The organism is Pedobacter agri (assembly GCF_032678665.1).
GTDB lineage: Bacteria > Bacteroidota > Bacteroidia > Sphingobacteriales > Sphingobacteriaceae > Pedobacter > Pedobacter agri_A.
Map to the genome: position 1 here is coordinate 547,044 of NZ_JAVTSH010000003.1, position 20,607 is coordinate 567,650.

The 20,607-nt window shown below is 36.9% G+C and carries 24 protein-coding genes and 1 tRNA gene; 20 read left to right on the forward strand and 5 right to left on the reverse strand.

Translation table 11 applies throughout. The features are described 5' to 3' along the window. Positions 1–45 precede the first annotated feature (45 nt). The 3 genes from R2Q70_RS08970 to R2Q70_RS08980 all read left to right on the forward strand — a co-directional run bounded on the left by R2Q70_RS08970 (position 46) and on the right by R2Q70_RS08980 (position 1,922). Positions 46–1,329, forward strand: coding sequence for a DUF2851 family protein (locus R2Q70_RS08970; protein ID WP_316807266.1), 1,284 nt, complete (start codon positions 46–48; stop codon positions 1,327–1,329). 49 nt (positions 1,330–1,378) lie between these two features. Then, on the forward strand, positions 1,379–1,594 hold the full coding sequence (locus tag R2Q70_RS08975) for a hypothetical protein (RefSeq protein ID WP_116170001.1): 216 nt from the start codon (positions 1,379–1,381) through the stop codon (positions 1,592–1,594). A gap of 109 nt (positions 1,595–1,703) precedes the next feature. Continuing rightward, complete coding sequence (locus R2Q70_RS08980) at positions 1,704–1,922, forward strand: PspC family transcriptional regulator (protein ID WP_316807267.1); 219 nt, start codon at positions 1,704–1,706, stop codon at positions 1,920–1,922. A gap of 52 nt (positions 1,923–1,974) precedes the next feature. Here R2Q70_RS08980 and R2Q70_RS08985 read toward each other — a convergent pair whose 3' ends face one another. Further along, positions 1,975–2,646 carry an ankyrin repeat domain-containing protein gene (locus R2Q70_RS08985; RefSeq protein ID WP_316807268.1) on the reverse strand — a complete coding sequence of 224 codons (672 nt, stop codon included), beginning with the start codon at positions 2,644–2,646 and terminating at the stop codon, positions 1,975–1,977. A 453-nt stretch (positions 2,647–3,099) separates the two neighbouring features. On the opposite strand from R2Q70_RS08985, the gene R2Q70_RS08990 reads away from it, so the two are divergent. The 5 genes from R2Q70_RS08990 (at position 3,100) to R2Q70_RS09010 (ending at position 8,157) form a co-directional block, all read left to right on the forward strand. Further along, positions 3,100–5,706: a DNA translocase FtsK gene (locus tag R2Q70_RS08990; protein ID WP_316807269.1), complete on the forward strand. Its 2,607-nt coding sequence runs from the start codon at positions 3,100–3,102 to the stop codon at positions 5,704–5,706. Between the two features lie 58 nt (positions 5,707–5,764). After that, positions 5,765–6,415, forward strand: a complete 651-nt coding sequence (locus R2Q70_RS08995) for an outer membrane lipoprotein carrier protein LolA (RefSeq protein ID WP_316807270.1) — start codon at positions 5,765–5,767, stop codon at positions 6,413–6,415. Between the two features lie 524 nt (positions 6,416–6,939). Next, a complete protein-coding gene (locus R2Q70_RS09000; RefSeq protein ID WP_316807271.1) occupies positions 6,940–7,212 on the forward strand; it encodes a hypothetical protein in 273 nt (90 codons plus the stop codon). Positions 7,213–7,261: 49 nt separating this feature from the next. Further along, complete coding sequence (locus tag R2Q70_RS09005) at positions 7,262–8,026, forward strand: MBL fold metallo-hydrolase (RefSeq protein WP_316807272.1); 765 nt, start codon at positions 7,262–7,264, stop codon at positions 8,024–8,026. Positions 8,027–8,073: 47 nt separating this feature from the next. After that, positions 8,074–8,157 (forward strand) — tRNA-Leu (locus tag R2Q70_RS09010). Between the two features lie 49 nt (positions 8,158–8,206). On the opposite strand, the gene R2Q70_RS09015 is transcribed toward R2Q70_RS09010, so the two are convergent. Then, positions 8,207–8,854, reverse strand: a complete 648-nt coding sequence (locus R2Q70_RS09015; protein ID WP_316807273.1) for a Crp/Fnr family transcriptional regulator — start codon at positions 8,852–8,854, stop codon at positions 8,207–8,209. A 377-nt stretch (positions 8,855–9,231) separates the two neighbouring features. Between R2Q70_RS09015 and R2Q70_RS09020 the strand changes: the two genes are divergently transcribed. The 11 genes from R2Q70_RS09020 to R2Q70_RS09070 all read left to right on the forward strand — a co-directional run bounded on the left by R2Q70_RS09020 (position 9,232) and on the right by R2Q70_RS09070 (position 17,434). Beyond that, positions 9,232–9,726 carry a DinB family protein gene (locus R2Q70_RS09020; RefSeq protein ID WP_316807274.1) on the forward strand — a complete coding sequence of 165 codons (495 nt, stop codon included), beginning with the start codon at positions 9,232–9,234 and terminating at the stop codon, positions 9,724–9,726. 90 nt (positions 9,727–9,816) lie between these two features. Beyond that, a complete protein-coding gene (locus tag R2Q70_RS09025; protein WP_316807275.1) occupies positions 9,817–10,221 on the forward strand; it encodes a hypothetical protein in 405 nt (134 codons plus the stop codon). A gap of 193 nt (positions 10,222–10,414) precedes the next feature. Beyond that, positions 10,415–10,795 (forward strand): DoxX family membrane protein, encoded by a 381-nt coding sequence (locus tag R2Q70_RS09030; protein ID WP_316807276.1) that lies wholly within the window; start codon positions 10,415–10,417, stop codon positions 10,793–10,795. Positions 10,796–10,898: 103 nt separating this feature from the next. Then, the gene (locus R2Q70_RS09035) at positions 10,899–11,330 is read left to right on the forward strand and encodes a DUF2147 domain-containing protein (protein ID WP_316807277.1); all 432 of its coding nucleotides are present in this window, start codon (positions 10,899–10,901) and stop codon (positions 11,328–11,330) included. Between the two features lie 77 nt (positions 11,331–11,407). Beyond that, complete coding sequence (locus R2Q70_RS09040) at positions 11,408–12,424, forward strand: WD40/YVTN/BNR-like repeat-containing protein (protein WP_316807278.1); 1,017 nt, start codon at positions 11,408–11,410, stop codon at positions 12,422–12,424. Between the two features lie 211 nt (positions 12,425–12,635). Further along, positions 12,636–13,331 (forward strand): HAD family hydrolase, encoded by a 696-nt coding sequence (locus R2Q70_RS09045; RefSeq protein WP_316807279.1) that lies wholly within the window; start codon positions 12,636–12,638, stop codon positions 13,329–13,331. Continuing rightward, positions 13,328–14,164 carry a phosphoribosyltransferase family protein gene (locus R2Q70_RS09050; RefSeq protein ID WP_316807280.1) on the forward strand — a complete coding sequence of 279 codons (837 nt, stop codon included), beginning with the start codon at positions 13,328–13,330 and terminating at the stop codon, positions 14,162–14,164. Before R2Q70_RS09045 ends, R2Q70_RS09050 begins: the two co-directional genes overlap by 4 nt. Positions 14,165–14,167: 3 nt before the next feature. Continuing rightward, a complete protein-coding gene (locus R2Q70_RS09055) occupies positions 14,168–14,722 on the forward strand; it encodes a TerD family protein (RefSeq protein ID WP_010600804.1) in 555 nt (184 codons plus the stop codon). 4 nt (positions 14,723–14,726) lie between these two features. Further along, on the forward strand, positions 14,727–15,341 hold the full coding sequence (locus tag R2Q70_RS09060; RefSeq protein WP_316807281.1) for a TerD family protein: 615 nt from the start codon (positions 14,727–14,729) through the stop codon (positions 15,339–15,341). Between the two features lie 21 nt (positions 15,342–15,362). Continuing rightward, entirely contained in the window at positions 15,363–16,463 is a 1,101-nt protein-coding gene (locus R2Q70_RS09065; protein WP_116170017.1) for a toxic anion resistance protein, read from the forward strand. Positions 16,464–16,471: 8 nt separating this feature from the next. After that, positions 16,472–17,434 (forward strand): hypothetical protein, encoded by a 963-nt coding sequence (locus tag R2Q70_RS09070; protein WP_316807282.1) that lies wholly within the window; start codon positions 16,472–16,474, stop codon positions 17,432–17,434. Between the two features lie 3 nt (positions 17,435–17,437). Here R2Q70_RS09070 and R2Q70_RS09075 read toward each other — a convergent pair whose 3' ends face one another. Together R2Q70_RS09075 and R2Q70_RS09080 are read right to left on the reverse strand one after the other, a co-directional pair. Continuing rightward, positions 17,438–18,301: a dienelactone hydrolase family protein gene (locus tag R2Q70_RS09075; RefSeq protein ID WP_316807283.1), complete on the reverse strand. Its 864-nt coding sequence runs from the start codon at positions 18,299–18,301 to the stop codon at positions 17,438–17,440. Positions 18,302–18,361: 60 nt separating this feature from the next. Further along, entirely contained in the window at positions 18,362–19,366 is a 1,005-nt protein-coding gene (locus tag R2Q70_RS09080; protein WP_316807284.1) for a phosphotransferase enzyme family protein, read from the reverse strand. 110 nt (positions 19,367–19,476) lie between these two features. Here R2Q70_RS09080 and R2Q70_RS09085 point away from each other — a divergent pair, with 110 nt between their 5' ends. Continuing rightward, on the forward strand, positions 19,477–20,073 hold the full coding sequence (locus R2Q70_RS09085) for a 2OG-Fe(II) oxygenase (RefSeq protein ID WP_316807285.1): 597 nt from the start codon (positions 19,477–19,479) through the stop codon (positions 20,071–20,073). A gap of 29 nt (positions 20,074–20,102) precedes the next feature. Here R2Q70_RS09085 and R2Q70_RS09090 read toward each other — a convergent pair whose 3' ends face one another. Next, complete coding sequence (locus R2Q70_RS09090) at positions 20,103–20,522, reverse strand: SRPBCC family protein (RefSeq protein WP_316807286.1); 420 nt, start codon at positions 20,520–20,522, stop codon at positions 20,103–20,105. Positions 20,523–20,607 lie beyond the last annotated feature (85 nt).

The following is a 20,607-nucleotide window of genomic DNA, read 5'->3' on the forward strand; positions in this document are numbered from 1 at the left end:
GGATATTTTTTTAAAACCTTTAGGAATATTTCATTATATTCAATTATGAATTTTCCGGAAGATTTCCTGCATTATGTCTGGCAATTCCGTTCGTTTGATCATAACGAACTCCAAACTGCCGATGGAGAAGAATTGAAAATTCTTCATCAGGGTTTCCTGAATAAAAATGCAGGTCCTGATTTTAATCATGCGAAAATATTAATCGGTAAGACCCTCTGGGCTGGAAATGTCGAAATCCATCTTAAATCTTCCGACTGGCTAAATCATAATCATCAAAATGATTTGAGTTATGAAAATGTAGTTCTTCATGTGGTTTTCGAAAATGATGTTGAAATAAAAAGAATTGATGGCTCTGTTATACCTGTGTTGCCGCTGAAAGATCGAATTGCTACAGATTTGGTGGAGAAATACGAAACACTTTTTCTTACCCTTACGGATTTCCCTTGCATTGCTCAAATTGGTGCTGTTGATAAACTCCTAATTGATTCGTTTTTATCCAGAACATTAATTGAACGGTTTGAGCAGAAAACAGCTTTAGTAATTGCAACGCTACACGAGTTAAACGGCAATTGGGATGAAACATTTTATCGCTTTGTGGCTCGTAATTTTGGATTTAAAGTAAATGCATTGCCTTTTGAGCTGCTTGCTAAAGCTGTTCCGCAACAAATTTATGGTAAGCACAAAAATAACCCACTACAAATTGAGGCACTGGTTTTTGGTGCGGCTGGCTTTTTGAATGATCAGTTTGAAGATGATTATCCTGCCGGTCTTAAAAAAGAATTTCAATTTTTGCAGAAGAAATATGCAATCAAACCCCTGGAAGTTTCGATCTGGAAATTTATGCGAATGCGTCCACAAAATTTCCCAACCATTCGTTTGGCTCAATTTGCGGCGTTAATTATAAAGGCAAATCATCTTTTCTCAAGAATGATGGAAATAGGTGAGGTAGCCCAACTTCAGTTGTTATTGGATGATTTACCTGTTCATCATTACTGGAAAACCCATTATCATTTCAAGAAGCCAGCCGATGGTGTAAGCATTCAGATTGGCAGAAGCTCAGCCAATAATATATTGTTAAATACGGTCGCACTATTTTTATTTGCTTATGGTAAGCATACCGGAACTCAGTTTTATATCAATAGAGCAATAAAATTACTGGAGAGCCTGCCCGCTGAACAAAATGCGATTACTGATAAATTTACTTCAGCAGGCGTTGTGATAGATAACGCTTTCGCATCACAGGGAATTTTACAGCTCAAAAAATACTATTGCGACCAAAAGAAATGCCTATCTTGTGGTATTGGGATAAAGATTTTGAAACAGGCTTAAAACCCTCAAGTTTTCCCAAACTTTCTATCATTTAATCGGTTTAGTCAGTATGGAATTCCCACACGAACTTAAAGAACTTTATCGCGATAAAATTATCGAAGTTAGAGGCAATGCGGATGCTTTGACCGTAATTTTAAATGAAGGGGTTGATATTGAGAAATTCAAAAATGAACTCAAGAAAAAATATTCGGGTTTAGAAGAGCAGCAAACCTTATTCATCAAACATGAGAACAGGCAGGATTTCGAGAAATTGATTTTAGATTAAGTAATATTGGTTTATCATTTAACCAGATATTATTGTTAGATTAGATTCAGTATTATACCTGATCATTGCGCTTTCTTTATATTATATGTCGGATTTAAATAAGCTTAACATGTTCCAAAGAATCATCACCTATTTCGAACAACAGAGTTTTGGGGTTTCTACCTATTTGGCCAGTAAAATGAATATGAGTACTGCAAAAGTTAGGTTGTTTTTTATTTATTCGTCGTTTTTGGCTGTTGGTTTCCCAATATTGTTTTATTTCCTCGCAGCAGTAGTTTTGGATATCAGAACTTACGTGAAGAAAATGAGGTTAAGGATTTGGGAATAATTTTAAGTTATACGTTCTTGGTTAATTGGAATTTATCACTTAAAACGCAAAACTAATCCTCTCTCAAAATCTCAGCAATTTCGTTAAAACCTTTTTCTGCAGCTAAATCTGCAGGTAATTTTCCGCCTTCCATCCTTAAGCCCACTTCTGCGCCATGTTCTAAAAGCAGAATAATTAGTTCGATGTTTCCTAGCTGTGCTGCGGTGTGTAAGGGAGCCAAACCTGCTTTCTGACAAACGTTGGGGTAAGCGCCGGCATCTAAAAGCATTTTTGTGATGTTAATATTGTTCGCCGCAACTGCCGAATGTATCGGGAAAACATTAAATCCATTTTTAGAGGCCAAATTAACATCAGCACCTTTTAATACTAAGAACTTTGCAAGTTCCTCGTGCCCAAAATAACAAGCTAAGCCCAAGGGGGTAAAACCGTCTTCCGAGAATTCGTTGATACTGTTAGGATTTTGAAAAATGAGCAATGTTGCAGCGTCGAACTTACCAACCGCACAGGCTTCAAACAATGTTAAATCATCTGCAAACTCTACAATTACGTTGGCGATGTTTTGTTTTTTGTAATAACAGGCCAAAAGTAGCGGAGAAATATTATGCGATGTACTTACGTTGGCCAAATTTGGATTTTCTAATAAAATCTCTTTCACAGCCGCTAAATTCCCTGATTCAATTTGTTCTTCGAGTTGCGCTATACTCATACGTTTGATTTTTTTCAAATTATCGATTTAAATTAACAAAAAATTAATAGCGATTAGAAATTTTACTGAAATATTCTGTAGAGATGAGCCGATTAGATATAATCCCTGGGGCTTTAAACCTTTGCTAAGACTTAGATAATTCTCATTTTAACGATCGCGACGTGCTGCCCATTTGAGGATTGAATATTTATAAGCTTCAGACCGAAGATTAAGTTAGCCCTTTCAGCGAAGAATTTAGGTTTGTAGAAAAAAAATCCCGTTTAGCCTCTCCAGGCAAAACGGGACTAAAACCTAAAACAAAATCCGTTTCATTTGACAAAACGTACAACGTGTGTGTTGTAAAAGAATAGACAATATTTTCCCCTTAAGGTTTAATAGCAGTTTAATAATTTTATGCCAAGCGGTTTATAAAAACTCAATAGATACAACTATATATTTTATATTTGCTCATTATTAATATCAGTATAGAAAATGGCGGTAAGGGGAAACCAGTTTAGAACCAATACATTTAGAGATAAAGGTGCTGAAAATGCATCAGGCAGGCCATCATCGGGTCGCCAGCCAAAAGAAAAAAGAGAATACCTGCCGAGTTTCGACTTACAGGATGGTCGTGCAGTTAAAATTGTAGGCTTATTTTTTGTTATACTTTCACTTTACTTTTTAATTGCTTTCACTTCCTATTTATTCACCTGGCAGGATGATCAAAGCTATGTAATCGATGCAAATGGGGGTTGGGGAAACCTTTTTAAAACTGCCGAAGAGCTTAAGGATTCGGGCGTTGTTATTCCGGTAGTACAAAACTGGCTTGGAAAATTTGGGGCCTTATTGTCACACCAGTTTATTTATGAGTGGTTTGGTATTGCCTCGTTTTTATTCGTTTTGGCATTTTTTATCATTGGTTACAGGCTATTGTTCAAGGTTAAAATTCTTTCCATTTCAAAAACCTTGGGTTACAGCTTTTTCTTTCTGTTATTTATTTCGTTAACCTTAGGTTTTGCCCACAGTTTCTGGTCAGAATCGCCACATTATGTTGAAGGTGAATTCGGATATTGGAGTAACAAACTGCTTGCAGCACAAATTGGCGCTGCCGGTGTTGCAGGTTTAATCGCCTTTGCCGGTTTAACGATTTTAATCATCGCCTATAACATCGATTTTAAATTTCCTGAACGCAAAGAAAAGGAGGTTTATCTGGATAATGAAACACCAGAATACGTAAATGAAGTTCGTGAGAAGTTTGCGCAGAACAGGGAAGTTGAGGAAGTTGCAGACCCAATTGAATTCCCTGTACGTGAAAAACCAACTGTTAATCACGAACGGAAGCAACAAAACGTAGTTATACAGCCCAATCGCTACGAAGAAAAGGCTGCGGAGGAAGAAGTTGTTACACCCGTAACGCTTTCGCCTTTAGCCACTAATTTACCTCTGACTACTTCTGCGGCAGCTGCCTCAGCCATGCCATTAACGGTTGAGCCGGCTATTGAAGAGGAGGAAAAGGAACCTGCTTTTACCATTGAGAAGACTGAAGAAGAGAAAAAATCAGATGATTTGGTAGAGCAGTTTGGTAATTATGATGAAAAACTTGATTTATCAGGCTACAAATACCCAACTGTTGATTTGCTGGAAAACTACGGCACCAATAAAATTTCTGTTAATGCCGAAGAGTTAGAAGCAAATAAAAATAAGATTGTAGAAACGCTGAATCATTATAATATTGAGATTGATAAGATTAAAGCTACAATTGGTCCGACAGTAACCTTATATGAAATTATTCCTGCTCCTGGAGTAAGGATTTCGAAGATTAAAAACCTCGAAGATGATATTGCCCTTTCATTAGCGGCTTTAGGTATACGTATCATCGCACCAATGCCTGGTAAAGGAACAATTGGTATCGAGGTACCAAACCAACATCCGGAAATGGTACCGATGCGCAGTATTTTAAATACTGAAAAATGGACTTCCAATACGATGGATTTGCCGATTGCTTTGGGTAAAACAATTAGCAATGAGGTATTTATTGCCGATTTGGCAAAAATGCCCCACTTACTTGTTGCCGGTGCTACCGGTCAAGGTAAATCGGTAGGGATCAACTCCATTCTGGTTTCGCTACTGTTTAAAAAACATCCGGCCCAGTTGAAGTTTGTATTGGTCGATCCAAAAAAGGTAGAGTTAACGTTATTTAACCGGATTGAGCGTCACTTTTTGGCAAAACTTCCTGGTGAAGCTGATGCGATTATTACTGATACAAAGAAAGTGGTGAACACGTTAAACTCTTTATGTATCGAAATGGATCAGCGTTACGATTTATTGAAAGATGCGCAGGTTAGAAATTTAAAAGAGTATAACGATAAATTTATCAAACGTAAGCTTAACCCCAATAACGGACACAGATTTTTACCATTTATTGTATTGGTGGTAGATGAGTTTGCCGATTTAATGATGACTGCCGGTAAAGAAGTTGAGGCACCAATTGCCCGTTTAGCTCAGTTAGCACGTGCTATTGGTATCCACCTGGTTTTGGCTACCCAGCGTCCTTCGGTAAACATCATTACAGGTACAATTAAGGCCAATTTCCCTGCGAGGTTAGCGTTTAGGGTTCTATCGAAGATTGACTCGAGAACGATTTTGGACAGCGGGGGTGCCGATCAATTGATCGGTCGTGGAGATATGCTATTATCTACAGGTAGCGACTTAATCAGGCTACAGTGTGCTTTTGTTGATACACCAGAGGTAGATCGGATTTCTGAGTTTATCGGTAATCAACGCGGTTATGCTGACGCTTATCAATTGCCAGAATATATCGATGAGGCAGGAGAGGGCAGTAAGGCTGATTTCGATCCGAATGAACGTGATAAGTTTTTCGAAGATGCTGCAAGGCTTATCGTGATGCATCAGCAAGGCTCTACATCATTAATTCAACGTAAATTGAAGTTAGGTTATAACCGTGCGGGAAGAATTATCGATCAGCTAGAAGCCGCAGGTATTGTTGGTCCTTTCGAAGGTAGCAAAGCCCGTGAAGTTTTATACCCCGATGAGTATTCTTTGGAACAATTCTTGAATAGTATGGACGACAAGGGGTAGATCAAACCAACGGTTTAAAATTTACTCAAACGTTTCAAAGAAAATTTAAATACACAAGATGAAGAAATTAATTTCAGCATTAATGGTTGTAGTTGCTTTTACAACATCAACTTATGCTCAAACTGATGCGAAAGCTAAAGCAATTTTAGCTGAGGTAAGTAAAAAATACAAGTCGTACAATATTGTAAAAACCGATTTTACTTTTACTTTGGATAATCCAAAAGCTAAGGTGAAAGAAACCCAGCAAGGTACGCTCTATGTTAAAGCCAACTCTAATAAATACAAAGTTGCAATGACTAACCAGGAGTTATTTAGTGATGGTAAAAGCCAATGGACTTACCTTAAAAAAGATAAAGAAGTTCAGGTAAGCAGCATTGACCCAAATAGTGATGCCATCAACCCGGCGAAGATTTTTACCGTGTATGAAAAAGGTTTCAAGTACATTTACACAGGCGACGAGAAAGTTGGTGCTAAAACTTATCAGATGATCGACTTAACTCCGGTTGATACTAAGAAATCAATCTTCAAAGTTCGTTTAAGCATCGATAAAGCGGCTAAGCAAATTGCAAATGTGGTATTATTCGATAAAAACGGCAATAAATACACTTACAATGTGAAAACATTTTCGCCAAATGTAAACGTTCCTGAAACTACCTTTGCTTTTGATGCCAAGAAATATCCAGGTGTTGAAGTGGTAGATTTAAGATAATTTTATCCGCTTTGCGGTATTGAAGGTTCAGTTGCAAACAGCTGAACCTTTTTTGTTTGCAGGCTTTTCGCCACGGAAACACAGAAAACACGGAAAATCAAGAAGTCGTCATTTCGACCTTAGTGGAGAAATCTTTTAACTTCAGGTTTTTTGCCACGGAAACACAGAAAACATGGAAAATTAAGAAGTTGTAGTTTCGACTGTAAGGGAGAAATCTTTTTAACTTTAGTTTTTTGCCACGGAAACACAGAAAACATGGAAAATTAAGAAGTTGTAGTTTCGACTGTAAGGGAGAAATCTTTTTAACTTTAGTTTTTTGCCACGGAAACACAGAAAACACGGAAAATCAAGAAGTCGTCATTTCGACCGTAGCGGAGAAATCTGTTAACTTCAGTTTTTTTTTGAAATGTAAATTTGAAAAACACGGAAGTTTAAATTTATCATTAGCTAATTTGTATCACCTTAATTGCTGATCTGGCAAAAGATAATTTGAATGCTGCATAGATTTCTCTAAGTTTGTTCCAATGTCATTGCCGCTAACAAATCATACTTTAGAAAAACTGGAGCAGTTGCTTTTCGCGATGGGTTTTAAAGTTCGTTACGAGAAAGGAAATTTCAAAACCGGTTCTTGTTTGTTAGAACATAATAAAATCGTAGTGGTGAATAAATTTTCGAATTTGGAGGGGAAGATTGCAGCCCTGGTAACTTTGGTGAAGCAAACCAGTCCAGATGAAAATTTACTAGATGAGAAGCAAAGACAATTTTTTCATTCTTTACAGCAAACAGCGTTATTTTGATGCAGATACAGACAGCAAACCGCACAAATAGAAAGGAAGGTTATTTAAAATGATCGTAACTTTTTTGGGCACAGGTACATCACAAGGGGTTCCCGTAATTGCCTGTAAATGCGAAGTTTGTCAATCAAACGATAAAAAAAATAACAGGTTAAGAACCTCCATTTTGATAGAAACCAACGATAAAACCATCGTGGTAGACAGCGGGCCGGATTTTCGTTACCAATTGCTTCGTGAAAAAGTTGAAAATTTGGATGCAGTATTGTTTACTCACGAACATAAAGATCATATTGCCGGTTTAGATGATATTCGACCGTTTAATTATCTGCTGGGCAAGGTGATAGATGTTTATGCAACCGAGCGTGTTCAAACAGCTTTGAAGCGAGAATTTTATTACATTTTTGCGGAAACTAAATACCACGGATTACCACAGATAAAACTCCACACGGTTAATAACGGAGAAAATTTTAAAATAGGTGAAACAGAAATAATCCCATTGGAAGTGATGCATCATTTATTGCCGATAACTGGCTACAGAGTAGGTGATTTTACCTATATAACCGATGCAAAAACAATTTCTGAAACAAGTTTTGCTAAAATAAAAGGTACAAAAATACTTGTAATCAATGCCTTGCAGAAAGAGCCACACATTTCACATTTTACATTAGATGAGGCGATCGTATTTGCTGAAAAGGTTGGTGCAGAGACTACTTACCTGACACACATCAGTCATAATTTAGGTTTACACGATGTGGTTGAAAAGGATTTGCCTTCAAATATTCACTTGGCTTATGATGGTCTGAAAATAGAATTGTAAATCACTATTCGCTAAATCCAAAATTAAATTATATTTGCACTCCACTTACTCGGGTGGCGAAATTGGTAGACGCACCAGCTTGAGGGGCTGGCGCCCGTACGGGTGTGGGAGTTCGAATCTCCTCTCGAGTACTTCTTGCTTCAACAAAAATGGCTTGCCTATAAATGCAAGCCATTTTTGTTAAACCTCAACTACCAGTTTATCATTGTTTCTGTACATCATAGCCCTAATTCGGCTCAATGTTTCTAAGCGCATGTTTAAAAATGAGGCGATATATTTTAACGGCACACGGTCGACAAGGTAAGCGTAGGTAACTAAATAACGCTCGTAACGCTTTTTAGCTGTTGGTAATCTGCTTATAAAAGCCCTTTCCGAAGCACTTTTAAAATAAATCTCTGTCATTTTCCTGCCTACATAGTTTGCAATGGGAAACTGTTCATAAAGCTGGCGAGACATTGCATGAGGAATTGCTATTGCCAATACCGGATCAATGGCCTCAATGTATTCATCTGATGCTTCCTCAGTCCACAAATTACGAATGGTCCCTGCAAGTTCATGCTCAATGGCAATCCAGGTAGTTACCTTTTCCGTTTCCATTTTGATATAACCATGCACCGAACCCTGGAGAATCAAATAGATAAACCGGTTAGGTTTTAGTGGCGATGCAATATGATTGTGTTTATCGAACCTGACAGGAAATGTCTGTTCATTAATAATTTTTTCAATCTCGGGATTTAAGGGATGATATGACTTGAACACAGCTATTAGCGGAGAAACTCCACCAAAATTGTCCCACTTCCGCTCTCCAAATTCGTTTTCTAAGTTCATTTATAGCGCAAATTTCGCAATTGAAAAGCGATAATACAACACACAAAAGCATAAATAACCCTTGCTTAACTTTCAATGAAATTTTTCGTCGTATCAGGATGGGGCATCACTGCAAAAATTTCTGCAAGCCATGAATCGTTATAATCGGAATTGCAGATTATTACCTTTGTTTGGTGCGTAGTTCTGTTTAGAAATTTTTTAACAGCTTTACTGCTAGTTGGTTGTAAGTTTTAAATAGTGATGCCGGTAGCTCGCTTAAAAGGGCGAATAGGCTTTCTTTGGTCGAAGTTGTCTTGAATGCCCCCTAATATTGACTTCAACAGCTATCGGTTTTATGCAGCGAACCAAATATCTTTATTAAATAAAAACCTCCAATTATGAAAGCACAACCAAATAGCAGTAAGTTATATGGAATAATGGTTCTCTACGAAAAGCAAACAGATTTTTTACTAAGGGCATTAGATGGGATTGATGAAAAAGATGCACAAACACGTTTAAATACCAAGGCAAACCACATCGCCTGGATTGTGGGTAGTGTAATTTCAGGCCGTTATTTTTTAGCGAAATCTTTTGGTATTAACGTTATCTCATCAACAGGCGAATTATTTAGAGATAACCACGGAATTATAGACGACGCTGATTATCCAACATTAGCAGAATTTAAGGCAGACTGGGAGCGGATTTCGCCCTTATTATATGATGCCTTGCTCAATGCTTCTGACGAAAAGCTAAATGAGAACATCGAAATGCCGGGAATGGAGATGACCCTTTTCGATATGATTAGTTTCACCAGCTATCGCGAAGCAAACTGTATTGGGCAAATTGCGCTATGGCGACGGTTGCTTGGTTATCCTGGCATGAGTTATATGTAAAGGCTTATAGTCTACCGGGTGTATTGAGAGATATCTACCACACATTTCAACAAGATTTTTTTAATAAATTAGTTATAAATTATCTCAGCAATGAGGAACGACAAACTAAAACTTTTAGCCCCTTTTATTGGCCATTGGACTACTGAAGGTAAAACTGAAGATGGAAATTTGATAAAGGGAACTGACATTTATGAATGGATAGAAGGTGCATTTTTCCTAATGCACAAGGTGAATGTACAAATCGATGATGAAAAGATTAGTAATCTTGAGATTATTCATTATGATGATATGGATGATGTTTTTAGGGCACAGTCATTTGGAAGCGATGGTGCTATTACCATCTCATCAATGAAAATTTTCGATGATATTATTCTCATATTTGGAGATAACGAAAGATTTCAGGGGAATTTTAAGGGTAACCAGATTACAGGTGTTTGGGAACGGTATGTGAACAACCAATGGCAGCCGTGGATGAATATTCAATTGACTAAATAACTTCGTTATACTAAACAACTCATTACATGGGAGATTTAGCGCCCCGCAAATGGCTATTTGCCATTCAATGGAATACTAGGGAAGAAGTTAATTGCAAAAATGCTGCGATACCAGGATAAAACTTCCAGCACGATAAAATTCATTAATTGCTTGATAAAAACTTTAAAAAAAATAAAAATTAAAACTTACAAACATGAAAATTGCGATCATCATTATCCGTGTACTATTAGGGGGCATGTATATCTTTGCTTCTGTACCCGTTCTTTTTAATATTCAGATGGGTGAAATGCCTAAAATGACTGCCGACCAAACCACTTTTATGTCGGGCATTATGGTAACAAAATATTTGTTTCCCTTAATTAAAGTAACCGAATTAATTGCCGGTTTAATGCTTTTAATTGGTAGAACAGCGCCGCTTGCAGCCATCATTATTTTTCCGGTTACGTTAAACATTTTTCTGTACCACGCATTTCTTGGGCCAAAAGAATTGCCGATGGTTGCCGTAATGTTGGTTTTCAATCTGTTTCTGTTTTATGCCTATCGCCAAAAATATCTACCCATTATCTCTAAGTAATTTTTCTTTCATTTTAAAACTTTCTCATACTTTTTTGCTTTATTTATTGTTTCACTATAAGAGATGATTAACTATCTTTAAAAACTAACTAGAAATAAAAAATATGAGAAAAATCCCATTCTTAATGTTGCTTTTTGTAGCGGTGTCGTTTTCAGCCATTGCTCAAAGTAAAGATGCCATTGTTGGTAAGTGGCTAAATCCATCTGGAGAAGGACAAATTGAGATTTACAAAAAAGGTGATAAATATTTTGGTAAACTGGCATGGATGAAAGAACCTAACCTAAACGGGAAACCAAAGTTAGATGCTAAAAACCCAAATGAGGCCCTGCAAAAAAGACCACTTCTTAACTTAGAAATTTTAAGGGATTTTGTTTATGAAGATGGAAAATGGACTGATGGAACAATATATGACCCGAAAAGCGGTAAAAATTACAGCTGCAACATGACCTTGAAAGGTAATGATGTGCTTAATGTTCGTGGATATGTTGGTATTTCATTACTTGGCCGCTCAGAAACATTCAGAAGGGTTAAATAGTAAAATGTAGTAACTTGATACTTAATCTAGACAGAGCAAGTTAAGATTAAGCCATTCTTTACCTCAAAAAAAAACAGATGAAGAAAATATTATGGTGCCTTTTTATGGCACCTTTTTTTTGCGTTGCGCAAACATATTCTTTCAAGCCGCTTAATGAAAGTGCAAAAACAAGCTTGCGGGGTTTAAGTGTAGTAACGGATCAAATTATATGGGTAAGTGGGAGCAATGGAATGGTGGGTAAGTCGGTTGATGCCGGCAACACCTGGCAGTGGATTAAACCAAAGGGGTATGAAAAACTTGATTTCAGGGATATCGAAGCCTTTGATGATCAAAAAGCCATCGTTGTAAATGCTGGCTCGCCGGCTTATGTTTTAAAAACTAACGATGGTGGTGAAACCTGGATGGAACATTACAAAAATGTCGACTCAGCTATATTTTTAGATGGTTTAGGTTTTTGGGATAAAACCAAAGGCATCATATTCGGTGATCCGATAAATGATAAAATGCAGTTGCTTAAAACTGTTGATGCAGGCAAAAGCTGGAAAGATATTTCCTCAAATTTAAAATTACCGCTAGTGAAAGGAGAGGCCGGTTTTGCAGCCAGCGGAACAACCATCAAAACTTTACCGGGTGGCAAAGTCTGGATATCTACAGGCGGCATGGTTTCTAATATTTATTATTCTGCCGATTATGGCCAAAACTGGCATGTTTTCAAATGTCCAATTTGGCAAGGGCAGGAAACTACAGGTCCGTTTTCGATGGATTTTTATAATGCAAAAATAGGCGTGGTTGTAGGGGGCAATTATGTTCAGGATAAAATTAATACGAACAATGTTTTACTAACTAAAGATGGAGGTAAAACCTGGCTTAAACCAATTAGCCCAGTTTTAGGCTATCGTTCTGGTGTAACCTATGTTAGCGAAAATATACTTGTGGCCACAGGAACTTCGGGCACAGATTTATCAACTGATGGAGGCCAAAACTGGAAACATATTTCCGATAAAAGTTTCAATGCCGTTCAAAAAGCAAAGAAAGGCAATTCAGTTATTCTTGCTGGAGAAAAGGGAGCCATTTATCAGTTAAACCTAAATTAAATTTGTGTTAAGTTGTAACGATCGGGCTTTTTCTAATTCTAAAGGATAGAACCATCTGTTACAGCTTTTTGATGCAGCGATTGTTTTGATGTATAACTAATTTTTTAATTACAAACCTTATCTGTCATAAAACTTACAATCGAATATTTCTCATTCTACAATCAATTTTGTAATATTAGAATTTTATAACGCAGATCAGGAAATAAGTGCAATGGCTTTTTACAAACATTATTCATTCGATCTTTGGTTAACGCTAATCAAATCAAACCCGAGGTTTAAGCAAGAGAGAACAAGATACTTTCATGAAAAGTTAAATTCTAAAAATAAAAGTATTGAAGAAGTAGCGCTTATTTTTCGGCAGGTTGATTTAATGGTGAATGCCATCAATGAAAAAACAGGCAAAAATGTTGATGCTGATGAAATGTATCTGATGGTGATCAGCATAATTAATGGTCACAACTTTCAGTTTCAGGAATTGGATCTGACACATTTGTACCAGGAAATGGAAAATTTACTCTTTGAGCATATGCCGTTATTGTATTGTGATCAATGTATTCCGGTGCTTTCCCAGATCAAAGAAAATGGTTTTAGCTCAACAAATATTTTAAGCAATACAGGTTTCATCAAAGGCCAAACTTTAAAGCAGGTACTTAGGCATTTACAAATCGATCAGTTTATTGATTTTCAATTGTATTCAGACGAAGTGAGAATGTCGAAGCCAAATCCCGAATTTTTCGAATTGATGCTAAATACAATCGACAAAAAAAGACATCCCGAAATTAATTTAAATCATATTATTCACGTTGGAGATAATCCTCATGCTGACGTTGGTGGCGCTCAGGCTATTGGAATAAGCAGTATGTTGATCAATTCCAACAATCAATCTATTTTAACATTACTTTCATGATACCTTACACCTACGCTCTCCACAAAATTGATAATACCACTGATTTTGGCTTCAATCCAGATCACTACAGTAGATTTAAATTTGGCGATAATCTAGTCGCAAAGTCTTTTGGTAAAGACCTGGCCGATGGCTTCATTAAATATTACCTGGCCGATAACCTGATTACCGATCAAATTGTTGTCATTTCAAGTCCTTACAGTTTTATTCCAACCGCAACCTTTGCGATGAAAAACTATTTTGTTTCTCAACTGAACCGTTGGTTGGTAGAAAATGGTGGTTTGCAGGTGCAGGAAACCAAGGTGCATAGAACAGTTACCTACAAAGAAGATTATGGCGAATTAAGTGCCGAAGAACGTTTAACGCTAATTGGTAATGATTCGTTTCACATCGATAAAGATTTTCTGGTTGGGAAAACACTGCTATTTTTAGATGATATTAAAATCACAGGAAGTCATGAACGCATGATTTTAAAAATGGCGAAAGAATATGGACTTTCAAACGAGATGCATATGTTGTACTTTGCCGAATTGGTTAACAAAAACATTCATCCAAACGTAGAGAATTTCCTAAATTACCACCAGGTGAAGTCGATTTTCGATCTGGAGGAAATTATTAACGGTGGCGATTTTTGTTTTAATACCAGAATAGTGAAGTATATCCTCAATACCGATGCAGAAAGTTTTAAAATTTTCCTGGAACGCAGGTCAAATGATTTTATCAATGAACTTTACGATTTATCGCTAGGAAATGGCTATCACTTAATTGATGCTTACGCGAAAAATTTACATCACATAAAAGATTATATTAAAAATAACAATTATAAATTAATTTAAAATATGGCTATTAATTTGCAAAAGGGGCAAAGAGAAAATATCGATGCTCCTAAATTTACGATAGGTTTAGGTTGGGATACCAATAGTTCAACAACCGGTGCCGCATTTGATTTAGATGCTTCGATTTTTATTTTAAATGATCAGAAAAAACTGGTTTCTGATGAAAATTTTGTATTCTACAATAACCTGGTTTCTCCTGATGGAGCAGTTGAACATACCGGCGATAATTTAACCGGCGATGGCGATGGCGACGATGAACAAATTAAGGTGGATTTAACAAAAATTGATGCTAAGGTAAATGAGATTTGCGTGGTAGTAACCATTCATGAAGCAGAAAGCAGAAGACAAAATTTCGGGCAGGTGAGAAACTCATTCGTTCGCATTTTTGATGCAACAACAAATGAGGTGATTTTAAAATATGAGTTAGAGGAAGATTTTTCTATCGAAACCGCTGTTGAATTCGGCAGAATTTACAAACGAGAAGGAAAATGGAAATTCGAAGCAGTTGGAATGGGGATGAAGGGCGGTTTACAGGATTACTTAAATAAATACCAATAATATTATGGCAATTAATCTTCAAAAAGGACAGCGGATAAGCTTAGAAAAAACAAATGGCAGCAAGCTTCAAAATGTTTGTGTAGGCATTAACTGGGGCGCCATTGAAAAAAAGGGCATGTTCGGTTTCGGTTCATCAAAAGAAGCGGTAGATTTAGATGCCAGCTGCGCTTTATACAATGAAAACAAACAGCTTTTAGAAGTTGTGTATTTTGGTAATTTAAAATCTAAAAACGGTTCTGTTAAACACAGTGGCGATGATTTAACTGGTGATATGGGGGGAGATGATGGCATGGATAATGAGGTAATTACCTTGGATTTATCTCAGCTGGATGCCAATGTTAACTATGTTGCTTTTGTATTAAACAGTTTCAGAGGGCAAGATTTTGGTACCATTCCATTTGCTTCCATCCGCATTTATGAAGGAACGAGCCAACGTGTGAGTGAAGTTTTCGCTACTTATGATATTGCCAATGATGCCGCTTTTAAAGGATCGGTATCGATGGTGATGGGCGTTTTTTATAAGAAAAACGGAGAGTGGAAATTTAATGCTATCGGAGAACCAACTCGCGATAAAAAGTTAGAAGAAACGGTTAAAACCGTAACGCAAAATTATTTATAGTTGAAAGCTTAACATTAAACTATGGAAACTAATCCAAATGCTGCCCTGCCAAGCCTAACGCCGGTGAAACTGGATAAAGACGGTAACGTAAACCTGGAAGCCATTACAACTGAAGAAACGGCAAAATATCGGGAGATTGCCAAATCTTTAGAGCCATCTGATGTCAATTCCATTTTGAATTATGGAAGTGAGGCGCAAAATTCAATGGAAAAATACAGTAACGATTTCCTGGCCTCGGTAAGAACTTACAACAGCGGTGAAGTTGGCGGTTTGATTAATGAATTGCTAACCGAATTAAACTATATCGATGTTTCGGAATTGGAGCAAAGTGGCTTTAAAAGTTTTATATCCCGCATTCCGTTTTTGAAAAATCTGGTAGTGGATGTGAAGAAACTATTTCAGAAATACGATGTGGTGGTAAATAACATTGATAAGATTACCAATAAAATTAAAGCAGGGCGATTGAATTCGATTAAGGATAATTCTGCTTTGCAAACCATGTTCGATAGCAATGTGAGTTATATCCATCAGATGGAGGATTTAATTATTTCCGGTCAGCTGAAATTTAACGAACTGCAGATTAAACTGGCAGAAATGGAAGGGCGACCAGCCGATTACCAGGATTATGAAATTGCTGATTTGCGTGACTTTACCAGCCGTTTAGATAAGCGACTGGCTGATATGAAAATTGTGCGTTTTATCATGCTTCAATCATTGGCGCAAATCAGGGTAGTTCAAAACAACAATACATCAATTGCAGAAAAGGCACAATCGATCGTATCAACCACCATTCCGGTTTGGAAAAATCAGCTAACCATAGCGGTGGCATTACAAAGGCAAAAGGCCAATGTAGAAATGCAGAAGAAAATTTCTGACACAACCAATACCATTTTGCAGAAGAATGCAGAAATGCTGAAGCAAAATAGTATCGATGTTGCTAAAGAAAATGAAAAAACTGTTGTTTCTTTGGAAACGTTAAAAATGACCACTTCTTCATTGATTGAAACGTTAAATGAAGTAAAACAAATTCATGAAGCTGGTGCACAAAGCAGAAAAGTGCTCGATGGCGAATTGAAAACATTAGAAGCCGAGTTGAAAAAGAATGTGACGCGGGTGAGCTAAGCTAAACTATGGATGAATACCGTTCAAATATTTTAAGAAAATCAAACGCAGAGATCAACCGTTTACAGTTGCTCTCTGTGTTTTTTGATGATGAGATTATCTATAAAATATTCTTGAGAACTCAGGTTATCCATCAGTTATTTGCAAATAATGAAGATTTGGAGATTGAAAAACTCGATTTATTTCATTTGCAGTTTACCGATAGCGTTATCGCTTTGCTCCGGAAAATCAAAAAAAGCAATGAAAAAAACGTTGCTTTAATTTATGATGAAATCAGTTTGAATGAGGCACTGATTGATAAAATGGCAGGAATGCTTACCAGTCAACAGGGTTTTGTTCAAGACAAACAAAAACAATCGCTGAAGGTAAATCAATCACTTAGGAGGTTGTATAACAATCTTTCAGATTTAAGCACCGATTTTCCTTTTTCCAAAAATATCAATGTATTTAGCGCTAAATACGCCAACGATTACTATTTCGATTTAACAGCCGATCAACTGGCCAAATTGATTGACTTTCAGGGAAAAAATGTTTATTCAAATGCCTACGCTACCATCGAAAAAAAGCTGATGGGCAGGCTTTGTAAATACGATTTTAGAACGGAATTTTACCTTGGCTTGAAATCCGGAGAGATGATTATCGAAGTTTATAAATTTCTGGATAGCCAAAACCATTTCCTTTTTTTTCCGGCCAGAAACTTATTTCTATTTTGTGATTTATCACAATTTAAAGATCTTGATACCACAAATAATCTTTCTGAGCGGGAACGCATTGTTCAGGAGCTGGAATTTAAAAACGATAAACTTAAAGGTAATGCGGCTGTATTGAAAACGGCAATGTCTAAAGAGGTGCAGGATTTGTTAGAAAGCAGCTACCAGAAAATATCCGATATCAGCTTTCTAAACCATCTCAATAACTTTGATGTTCAATCTAATATTTTAAAAGATATGCTCAAAACAGATTTGTTTTAACAACTATCTGGTTAAAATGGCAAGTTTCCTTTTAAATAAATCAATTGTTCGTTGCCAGGCCAGTTTTGCAGCAGCCTCATTGTATCTGGTAGGTGAGGTGTTATTGTTAAAGGCGTGGTTTACGCCATCGTAGATATAAATTTTGTAATCAACCTTATTCTCTTTTAAAGCCTGTTCGTAAGCTGGGATACCAGTGTTTATGCGCTCATCCAAACCACCATAATGTAACATTAAACTTGCTTTAATCTTGGGTACATCGGCAGCATTTGCTTGTGCACCGTAATACGCTACGGCAGCCTGTAAATTTGGATCGTTTACGGCAAGTTTATTTGCCATTCCACCTCCCCAACAGAAACCAACGCAGCCTACTTTGCCATTACCATCTTTTCTATTGCGTAAATATTCCAGTCCTTTCAAATAGTTCTGCAGGTTTTTCTCTGGGTCGAGCTTACCGATTAATTCACGTCCTTTATCTTCATCAGCTGGTGTTCCTCCCAAAGGAGAAAGCGCATCAACACCTAAAGCAATAAAGCCTTCTGCAGCCACTCGTTTGGTAACATCAATTATATGAGGGTTTAATCCACGATTTTCATGAATCACCAGCACACTACCCAGCTTCTTTTTGCCTTTAGGTTTCGCCAAAACGGCTTTTATGTCGCCGTCAACGCCTGGGTAAGTTATATTTTCTACGTCGATGTCATCGCTGTTAAAATCGGCAGCGGCAGCATAGTTATTCTCTAGCATGGGCAAAATAGTCATGGCCAGGGCAGTGCTGCCAGCAATTACAGCGAGTTTCTTCATGAAATCTTTTCTGCTTAACTGGCTGTGGGTATATTCATCGTAAAGATTGATAATTTTCTGATCCATAGGTTTCGATTTTTTGAAATACAAGATAGGCAAGCAAGGCGAGAATTAATAGCGCTGTTCTTAAAAGTTACAATACAATTCTTCCCATTTTCTGATCAATTCTACACGATGTTTAACATATCTGGGCGTTAAAAATGTATTCGACCAATCATCATAATTGTCGTAAAAGAATTTTAAAAAGAAAATGTGAAATGTAATCCCCAGATAAGGAATGGCCGCAACTTCATCTGGTGTAAGTTTTCTAATTTTCTGATAAGCGTTTAAGAATATGTTGAAATCTGTATCAGCTTGATCCTTACTCATTCGATTATTTAATTGGTGGAAGAAAAAGTGGTTCAGAAACGTCATCAAATCATTGATCAAGTAGCCCTCCCCGGCAAAATCAAAATCGAAGAAAGTAATTTTCCCATTTTCGTCAAAGTGGAAATTTTTAGGAAAGAAATCATAATGGCAGTAGCCATAAGCAAATTGATTGGTATCAAAACCTTCAAATTTCTGAATAACCTTAGCTGAAAGTTGTTCCAGATAAGTAAATTCTTCTGGCATTTCCTTAAAATGTACTTTCAAGGTTTTCAATGGGACAGCTAAAGTACTTTCAAAGTTGAACTTTTCTCGTTGATAATGCAATTTAAGGTTCGCTGTAGTTTCATGCAGTTTGGCCATGTCATTACCGAGTGAAATCAGATGTTCTTCAGTCAGATCATGTACTACATTTCCGATGGCGTAACTAAATAAAACCCCATTTCGAATTCCTTCAATTGCGTTGAAATGTTGAATTTGCTGTCCATGTTTATCTTTTAAAGGATAGGCTACGGAATTGCCTTTTTGCCTTAAAATATTTAGCAACTCGACTTCAGCTTCTATTTCAGCATGCTTGCGATGTGAATCGCGATAGATCTTAAAAATGTATCTTTCCTGTTGATTTTCCAATAAATAAGTGTCACTCACATTCCTAATGAGTAAACGGCAAGTGGTAGCGTTATCGAGCTCATATGCCTCAATGAGGTAGCTATTTAAAGCAGCTGATGAAAGGGTGGAGTATTGAGCAGGGAAAATAGCATTCATAGGTTCAAAATTAGAAACCATCAAATATAAAAGATTCAAAATAGCATCAATGCCTTAATTTAGACTATCTTGTGATGTTTAAACGTGTTGTTTAAAATCATTTTGATTTATTGGAAAAAATATTCGATTGCCTTATAGGTAGTTTTATCGCAAATCAGGTGGGCATTAGCGAAAACTTTTTAAGTGTTGCGCTCGCTGCCCATTTGAAAGAAAATCTGAATAATATATTTCAGAATGATGAATTTCTACATGCAGGCATAGGTAATAACATCCTTGCCGAACGTAATAAACTGATTAGGAGCGATGTGATTTACTGGTTGGATAGGGAACATGACAACCAGTACGAAAATGAATTTTTCGATTTAATGGATCAGTTTGTCAGTTATTTAAACCGAACTTGCTATACCGGCATTACGGGTTACGAATTCCATTACACACTTTACCTGCCCGGAACATTTTATAAAAAGCATATTGATCAGTTTCGGAATAACGGCAGCCGCCAGTACTCGATGATTATGTATTTAAATGCAGATTGGAAACCCTCAGATGGGGGAGAACTTTGCATTTATCAGGAAGGTATACAGCAGCATATATCTCCTGACAGCGGCAAAAGTGTATTTTTTAAAAGTGCCGATCTGCATCACGAAGTTTTGGTAACAAACAAGCATCGAATGAGCATCACGGGCTGGCTAAAGGTAGATGAATAGCGCTTCCGGTTTTTGGAAGCGCATATGTGTTAGTTTTCTTCAGTGTATTTTTTAAAATTATCTAAAATCGACTGCCATCCGCTTTTCTGCATTTCCAATGGATTTTGATTTTCCGGATCGAAGGTTTCTGTAATTTTCGTTTTTCCATCAATTTCTTCAAACGTGATTTTCACCTGTCTGCCATCGCCCAGTCCATATTCAATAAGTTCATGGTTTTTTACCTCGCTATAAGTGCCCTCAAAATCGAACCCAAAACTTCCATCTTTAGCTTCCATTCTGGTTTTAAATTTTCCACCAGTTTTCAAGTCATTTTCTGCATAGGGTGCATGCCAGTCGCTCGAGGCAAATGTCCATTTCGTTATATGCTCAGGCGCTGCCCAGTATTGCCAAACCTTTTCCACTGGTTCATTAATTGTTGCTTCAACTGTAATTGGTGTTTTAGTTTTCATTTTTTTAAGATTAATTAATGACATAAAATTAGTAGAACTATTTGCATTTGTGCAAGGGCATATGCGACAAATTTGCATCGCGTTT

What these genes read in the sequence shown, in the direction of transcription:
- R2Q70_RS08970 (WP_316807266.1), top strand. Translation starts at nt 46, where the DNA reads ATGAATTTTCCGGAAGATTTCCTGCATTATGTCTGGCAATTCCGTTCG.
- R2Q70_RS08975 (WP_116170001.1), top strand. Translation starts at nt 1,379, where the DNA reads ATGGAATTCCCACACGAACTTAAAGAACTTTATCGCGATAAAATTATC.
- R2Q70_RS08980 (WP_316807267.1), top strand. Translation starts at nt 1,704, where the DNA reads ATGTTCCAAAGAATCATCACCTATTTCGAACAACAGAGTTTTGGGGTT.
- R2Q70_RS08990 (WP_316807269.1), top strand. Translation starts at nt 3,100, where the DNA reads ATGGCGGTAAGGGGAAACCAGTTTAGAACCAATACATTTAGAGATAAA.
- R2Q70_RS08995 (WP_316807270.1), top strand. Translation starts at nt 5,765, where the DNA reads ATGAAGAAATTAATTTCAGCATTAATGGTTGTAGTTGCTTTTACAACA.
- R2Q70_RS09000 (WP_316807271.1), top strand. Translation starts at nt 6,940, where the DNA reads ATGTCATTGCCGCTAACAAATCATACTTTAGAAAAACTGGAGCAGTTG.
- R2Q70_RS09005 (WP_316807272.1), top strand. Translation starts at nt 7,262, where the DNA reads ATGATCGTAACTTTTTTGGGCACAGGTACATCACAAGGGGTTCCCGTA.
- R2Q70_RS09015 (WP_316807273.1), bottom strand. Translation starts at nt 8,854, where the DNA reads ATGAACTTAGAAAACGAATTTGGAGAGCGGAAGTGGGACAATTTTGGT.
- R2Q70_RS09020 (WP_316807274.1), top strand. Translation starts at nt 9,232, where the DNA reads ATGAAAGCACAACCAAATAGCAGTAAGTTATATGGAATAATGGTTCTC.
- R2Q70_RS09025 (WP_316807275.1), top strand. Translation starts at nt 9,817, where the DNA reads ATGAGGAACGACAAACTAAAACTTTTAGCCCCTTTTATTGGCCATTGG.
- R2Q70_RS09030 (WP_316807276.1), top strand. Translation starts at nt 10,415, where the DNA reads ATGAAAATTGCGATCATCATTATCCGTGTACTATTAGGGGGCATGTAT.
- R2Q70_RS09035 (WP_316807277.1), top strand. Translation starts at nt 10,899, where the DNA reads ATGAGAAAAATCCCATTCTTAATGTTGCTTTTTGTAGCGGTGTCGTTT.
- R2Q70_RS09040 (WP_316807278.1), top strand. Translation starts at nt 11,408, where the DNA reads ATGAAGAAAATATTATGGTGCCTTTTTATGGCACCTTTTTTTTGCGTT.
- R2Q70_RS09045 (WP_316807279.1), top strand. Translation starts at nt 12,636, where the DNA reads ATGGCTTTTTACAAACATTATTCATTCGATCTTTGGTTAACGCTAATC.
- R2Q70_RS09050 (WP_316807280.1), top strand. Translation starts at nt 13,328, where the DNA reads ATGATACCTTACACCTACGCTCTCCACAAAATTGATAATACCACTGAT.
- R2Q70_RS09055 (WP_010600804.1), top strand. Translation starts at nt 14,168, where the DNA reads ATGGCTATTAATTTGCAAAAGGGGCAAAGAGAAAATATCGATGCTCCT.
- R2Q70_RS09060 (WP_316807281.1), top strand. Translation starts at nt 14,727, where the DNA reads ATGGCAATTAATCTTCAAAAAGGACAGCGGATAAGCTTAGAAAAAACA.
- R2Q70_RS09065 (WP_116170017.1), top strand. Translation starts at nt 15,363, where the DNA reads ATGGAAACTAATCCAAATGCTGCCCTGCCAAGCCTAACGCCGGTGAAA.
- R2Q70_RS09070 (WP_316807282.1), top strand. Translation starts at nt 16,472, where the DNA reads ATGGATGAATACCGTTCAAATATTTTAAGAAAATCAAACGCAGAGATC.
- R2Q70_RS09075 (WP_316807283.1), bottom strand. Translation starts at nt 18,301, where the DNA reads ATGGATCAGAAAATTATCAATCTTTACGATGAATATACCCACAGCCAG.
- R2Q70_RS09080 (WP_316807284.1), bottom strand. Translation starts at nt 19,366, where the DNA reads ATGAATGCTATTTTCCCTGCTCAATACTCCACCCTTTCATCAGCTGCT.
- R2Q70_RS09090 (WP_316807286.1), bottom strand. Translation starts at nt 20,522, where the DNA reads ATGAAAACTAAAACACCAATTACAGTTGAAGCAACAATTAATGAACCA.